Annotated in this window: 4 protein-coding genes; 1 reads left to right on the plus strand and 3 read right to left on the minus strand. The window is 64.2% G+C overall.

Annotated features, from left to right (window positions below; translation table 11 throughout):
• The first annotated feature begins 9 nt into the window (after positions 1 to 9).
• Entirely contained in the window at positions 10 to 345 is a 336-nt protein-coding gene (locus Q2941_RS50980; protein WP_458197448.1) for a GIY-YIG nuclease family protein, read from the plus strand.
• Between the two features lie 4 nt (positions 346 to 349).
• Here Q2941_RS50980 and Q2941_RS50985 read toward each other — a convergent pair whose 3' ends face one another.
• From Q2941_RS50985 to Q2941_RS50995, 3 genes are all read right to left on the minus strand, one after another.
• Positions 350 to 889: an adenine phosphoribosyltransferase gene (locus Q2941_RS50985; RefSeq protein ID WP_027524250.1), complete on the minus strand. Its 540-nt coding sequence runs from the start codon at positions 887 to 889 to the stop codon at positions 350 to 352.
• A 9-nt stretch (positions 890 to 898) separates the two neighbouring features.
• Positions 899 to 3064: an anthranilate synthase component I gene (locus tag Q2941_RS50990; protein ID WP_458197446.1), complete on the minus strand. Its 2166-nt coding sequence runs from the start codon at positions 3062 to 3064 to the stop codon at positions 899 to 901.
• Positions 3065 to 3303: 239 nt separating this feature from the next.
• The gene (locus Q2941_RS50995) at positions 3304 to 3807 is read right to left on the minus strand and encodes a hypothetical protein (protein ID WP_458197447.1); all 504 of its coding nucleotides are present in this window, start codon (positions 3805 to 3807) and stop codon (positions 3304 to 3306) included.
• Between the last annotated feature and the right edge of the window lie 304 nt (positions 3808 to 4111).

Genomic DNA, 4111 nt, shown 5'->3' on the forward strand with positions numbered 1-4111 from the left:
TCTTGCACAATCGAATACTTGCTCACGTCAAATCACAGCGACAGATCAATCGCTTCCGAATTCTTCACGGGCGACTACGTCGTCCGCTGTGCGGCGACGGGCGAAGCCTGGGTCGGCCAGACGCTGGATCTGGAGAAGATCCCCAACCGGATCTGGTTCACGCTGCGCCAGGGCGGGCATCCCTGCCGCGCCCTTCAGGCAGCCTGGAACGCGCATGGCGCCGCTGGTCTCAGCTTCGCTGAATGCGAGCGGCTGGACGAGGAGGAGATGAGCTATGTCCGCGATGCGCTTCTGAAGGAGCGCATGCTGCATTGGCTGTCGGAGCTGAGGGCGGAAGCGATCTAAGCGCTCAATGCCCTTCGAACGTCATCAGCGTGCGCACCGGCACGTCCATGGCGCGCAGCTTGGCGGCGCCGCCGAGCTCCGGCAGGTCGACGATGAAGCAGGCCGCCACCACGTTGGCGCCGATCTGCCTGAGCAGCTTCACCGCGCCCTCGGCAGTGCCGCCGGTGGCGATGAGGTCATCGACCAGGATCACGCGCTCGCCGGGCGCGACCGCATCCACATGCATTTCCATCTCGTCGATGCCGTATTCCAGCGAATAGGCGATACGCACCGTGGTGTGCGGCAGCTTGCCTTTCTTGCGGATCGGCACGAAGCCGGCCGAGAGCTGATGCGCCACCGCGCCGCCGAGGATGAAGCCGCGCGCCTCCATGCCGGCGACCTTGTCGATCTTGTTGCCGGCCCAGGGATGCACGAGCTCGTCGACCGCGCGGCGGAAGGCGCGCGCATCCGCGAGCAGGGTCGTGATGTCGCGAAACATGATCCCGGGCTTTGGATAGTCCGGGATGCTGCGAACGCTCGCCTTCAGATCGTAGTCAAAGGTCATTGGTGCCTCTCAATCGACGCCCGCATTCAGCCGGAATGCGTTCTCGACAATTCTTAAACCGACCTCGCCGCCGAGCGACATCAGCGATTCCGGGTGGAACTGCACGCCGGCGACCGGCAACGTCTTGTGCTCGAGCGCCATGGCGACGCCGTCCTCGGTGCTGGCTGTCACGGACAGGACATCCGGCATGCTGTCGCGCTCAACATACAGCGAATGATAGCGGCCGATCACGATCTCGTTCGGCAGATTGCGCATCAGGCGCCCACCCCGCACCTGAACCCGTGACGGCCGGCCGTGGGCGGGATGCGTCAACTGCCCGAGCTCGCCGCCAAAATATTCACCGATCGCCTGCACGCCGAGGCAGACGCCGAACACCGGCAGCTTGTTCTGAAGCGCCGCGTCGATGGTCTTTTTGATCCCGAAATCTTCGGGCCTGCCTGGTCCGGGCGACAGCACCAGCAAATCCCATGTCTTCTGCTTGAGCATGTCGAGCGCATGCACATAGCGGACCACCGTGACGCTGGCGCCGACCTGGCGGAAGTAATCCGCGAGCATGTGCACGAAACTGTCGTCATGGTCGATCAAGAGCACCCGCTTGCCGCTTCCGGTGGCATCCGGCGCAAAAGTCGACAGCGGCTTGGGCGGATCGCCGCGCAGCGCCTGGAACAGGGCTGCGGCCTTCACCTGGCATTCGCGATCTTCCGCGGCAGGATCGGAGTCGAACAGGCAGGTGGCACCGACACGCACCTCGGCAAGGCCATCCTTCATGCGGATGGTGCGGATGGTCAGGCCGGTGTTGATGCTGCCGTCGAAATTCACCGCGCCGATCGCACCCGCATACCAGCGGCGCGGCGAGCGCTCGTGATCCTCGACGAACTGCATCGCCCAGAGCTTTGGCGCGCCGGTGACGGTGACGGCCCAGGCATGGGTGAGGAACGCATCCAGCGCATCGAAGCCGGGACGCAACATGCCTTCGACGTGGTCGACGGTGTGGAACAGCTTCGAGTAGGTCTCGATCTGCCGCCGCGCCAGCACCTTGATGGTGCCGGGCACGCAGACGCGCGCCTTGTCGTTGCGATCGACGTCGGTGCACATGTTGAGCTCGAACTCGTCCTTCTCCGAGTTCAGGAGCTGGCGGATCTGCTCGGCATCGCCGATCGCATCCGTGCCGCGCGCGATGGTGCCGGAGATCGGGCAGGTCTCGACGCGACGGCCGTCGGAACGCACGAACATCTCGGGCGAGGCCGATACCAGAAACTCGCCGTCGCCGAGATTCATCAGCGCGCCGTAAGGCGACGGGTTGATGACGCAGAGACGCTGGAACACTTCCGCCGGTGAACGCTCGCAGGGTTCGGCGAAGAGCTGTCCCGGCACCGCTTCGAAGAGATCGCCGCGCGCAAAGGCCGCGCGCGCGGTCTCCACCGTCGCCTGATATTCGCCGGGCGCATGATCGGCAAAGCCCTGCCGCGGCGTCTTGAGATATGGGCTGTCCGCGGTCTCGCGCGGCAGGCCCTCGGTCGATCGGCCCTTCCAGCTGAAGTCGTAGCTCAGCACCACGCCGCGACCGGTGGCGCGGTCATAGGCGAGCAGGCGATCGGGGACATAGAGCACGATGTCGCGCTGGTCCTTCTCTCGCGCACGCTTCTGCACGAGGTCCTCGATCTGGAAGACGAGATCGTAGGCAAAGGCGCCGAACAGGCCGAGCAGCCCGTCATCATTGGCGGAGAAGGCGCTGACGAGATCGCGCACCAGCGACATCACGCTGGCGCGACGCGTGCGCTGGTCCTCCTCGACCGGCGCATCGCCGCGGATGATGTGGCCGGCAAGCCGCGAGGCCGTCTTCTCGGAGATGACCACGCAGGGCTCGCGCAGCACGTCGGTGAGGAAGGCGATCAGCACCTGCCCGCGCGCATTCAACGCTTCCAGCTTGAAATTGACGCCCACGGTCTCGAGCTTGAGCGGCGGGTCGGAGAAGCCGAGGTCAAAGCTCTCGTAGCGGCCGGGCACGGTCGTGCCCGACGACAGCACCACGCCGCGGCGGCGGTCGAGCAGGCTGACGAGATCGTCGAGCCGGTTGGCGCCGCCGCTGAACTGCTCCGCCACGCGCGTGATCGCGAGACCCGCGCGGGTCACATAGTCGCTTCTGGCCGGGAGGGCAAAGACTGTCCTGTTCATGTGATCCTCTTGGGCTCCTCTTACGAGACTTGCCGAGGGAACGCCACACAGGACAAACGATCAGGCCGCCGCGCTGCGTTGGCGACCTTCGACGATTTAGGGAAAAGAAATCGCACCGGCCACCTCTTAGGAGGTGCGCCACCAAAGACGGGATGGGCGGACGACGGTGCTCATGGGGAACTACACACCATGGCGCGGGGACGGCGTCAAGGGCGGCGTGGCCGCGCGGCCTCCTGCCCCTATTGCTCTTCGGGTTCGGGCAGCCAGTCAAATTTGCGCTTCTTACGGTCCCATTTCAGGACCGAACCGCTGTCGCACTCCATGCAGTCCAAGGCGACGATGCTGTTGTCACTGCCCTTCTGCAAGGCACCGAACTGACGATCCGTCCGAAAAGCGCTGACGAACCGGACCTTGGCCTTCCCTTCAGCCGGCTGGTCCAGGATCAAAATGAATCTTCCCTTTGGGCCCGAGCATTCCTGAAAGACGCCAACCAGCGCAACCTGCCTCGCGGCGGTGCCGTCGAAGCGCCCTTCGATAACGAAGGAGACGTCGGCGGCGGCCATTGCATCAGCGCCGCCCTCGAACAGCAATTCGCGCGGAATGAGGTCCTTGCGGAATTCGGTCGCTTTGCCCCAGCTCTTGTTGATCTTGTTCGCGGGAATGCCCCGAACCTCAGTTGTAAACGGATGGAAATCAGCGAGGACCCACCAGGCGGCGTATTTGAGATCGCCCTCGATCGTCAAAAAGGCCGGCTCGGCTCCAGCGTGAGCGATCGCAAGCAGAAAAAAACTGGCCAGAACAACTATCCATCGCCACGCGAGACCACACACGTCACGCGCAATACATAAGACTCCAAACATGGCCGCCCGATGCCTTCCTCAATCAGCGCGGCGGCGGAAGATGCTTGCCGCCCGCGGTAGCCCGGATGGAGCGCAGCGTAATCCGGGACCGGCGCCGCATTTCGAGACACCCCGGATTACGCTTCGCTCCATCCGGGCTTCTGTAACGGGCCCTGGTTAGTCAATCCCTTTTTGCGTCATCCACTCG

It is taken from the genome of Bradyrhizobium sp. UFLA05-153 (genome assembly GCF_054185185.1).